This is a genomic window from Bacillus sp. MHSD_36, from assembly GCF_030757775.1.
Lineage (GTDB): Bacteria > Bacillota > Bacilli > Bacillales > Bacillaceae_G > Bacillus_A.
The window spans coordinates 1-1,804 of the sequence record NZ_JAVBIS010000026.1; the positions used below are offsets into that span (position 1 = coordinate 1).

Annotated in this window: 1 protein-coding gene; it reads left to right on the forward strand. The window is 34.1% G+C overall.

Features of this window, described 5'->3' with window-relative positions; all coding sequences use genetic code 11:
* Positions 1 to 320 precede the first annotated feature (320 nt).
* A complete protein-coding gene (cytK2, locus tag Q9B79_RS26700) occupies positions 321 to 1,331 on the forward strand; it encodes a beta-channel forming cytolysin CytK2 (RefSeq protein WP_306189009.1) in 1,011 nt (336 codons plus the stop codon).
* The last annotated feature ends 473 nt before the right edge of the window (positions 1,332 to 1,804 follow it).

Here is a 1,804-nt window from a genome sequence, read left to right on the forward strand (position 1 = left end):
GAAGATAACAAGAATATATTCCTTAATAACTGTTAGAACGCGATACCCCTCTTCTTGTTATATTTCATATGAGAAAAGGTTGTCACTACAAACAAAGAGGAAGCCTCCAAAAATATATTTTTGGAGGCTTCCTCTTATTAATAGATTGCTGATTTTAACTCTCTTAAATCACAAAATCCTCTGGAATAAACACCTTCACTTCTTTCGGCTGCACGTATACAATAATGCAATTCTGCATATGCATCACTTCTGTTTTATTTTCGTGTTACGATATAAACGAAATACGACATATATCGACAAAAATAAAAGGAAGTGATTGCATGAAACGTTCTAAAACATATTTAAAATGTTTAGCATTATCCGCTGTTTTTGCTAGTAGCGCTTTAGCACTTTCAACACCTGCTGCTTACGCTCAAACGACGTCACAAGTTGTAACAGATATCGGGCAAAATGCAAAAACACATACGAGCTATAATACATTTAATAATGATCAAGCTGACAATATGACAATGTCTTTAAAGGTAACTTTTATCGATGATCCAAGCGCTGATAAACAGATTGCCGTTATTAATACAACTGGTAGTTTTCTAAAAGCAAATCCTACTATAAGTAGTGCGCCTATTGATAACTACCCAATCCCTGGCGCTAGTGCAACATTACGCTACCCTTCACAATATGATATTGCCTTTAATCTTCAAGATAACAGCGCTCGTTTCTTTAACGTAACACCTACAAATGCTGTAGAAGAAACGACTGTAACATCTAGTGTATCTTATCAACTTGGTGGTTCTGTTAAAGCTTCTGCAACGCCAAATGGCCCTAGTGCTGAAGCGGGTGCAACTGGCCAAGTAACTTGGTCTGACTCTGTAAGCTATAAACAAACTAGTTATAAAACAAACTTAATTGACCAAACAAATAAAAACGTAAAATGGAACGTATTCTTTAACGGATATAACAATCAAAACTGGGGTATTTACACACGTGATTCCTACCATTCTTTATACGGAAACCAACTGTTCATGTACTCTCGCACATACCTATATGAATCTGATGCAAAAGATAATTTAATACCGATGGATCAACTTCCAGCGCTAACAAATAGCGGTTTTTCTCCTGGTATGATTGCTGTTGTTATCTCTGAAAAAGATACAGACCAATCTAACCTACAAGTCGCTTATACAAAACATGCCGACGACTACCAACTTCGTCCAGGCTACACATTCGGAACTGCAAACTGGGTTGGAAACAACGTAAAAGACGTTGATCAAAAAACATTTAATAAATCGTTTACACTAGATTGGAAGAATAAAAAATTAGTAGAGAAAAAATAGATAAAGAAAACCAAACCGCCATTTAGATGGTGGTTCGGTTCTTATTTAAATAACAAAATCCTTTCGTTCTTTTCATGTTATGGAAAAGGTCTTTTTATATTCCTAATTCCCTGTTCTTCGTAATAAGCGAATCCTATTATATATTCTTCATATAATGGTATGATATTTATTAAAATACCTTTCGTATCACTTTTCAAAACATTACCCATACATCTTCATACGTTGCTACAACTTCTCTATTTTGATCTGTCACCATGGGGGTTATAGTGATAATATAACGTTTCTTCTTATGAATTTATAATCAACAAAAATTAATGTATACCAAAAGAGAGAAGAGCCTATATTCGCTCTTCCTCCTACAAATTATTTCTCTATTTATTTCTTATCCTCTTCTACATCATATAGTAACTTTTCATGTACTTCATTCATACACACATTTAACAAATGAATCTTTCTGACCACTAACTTTTCTA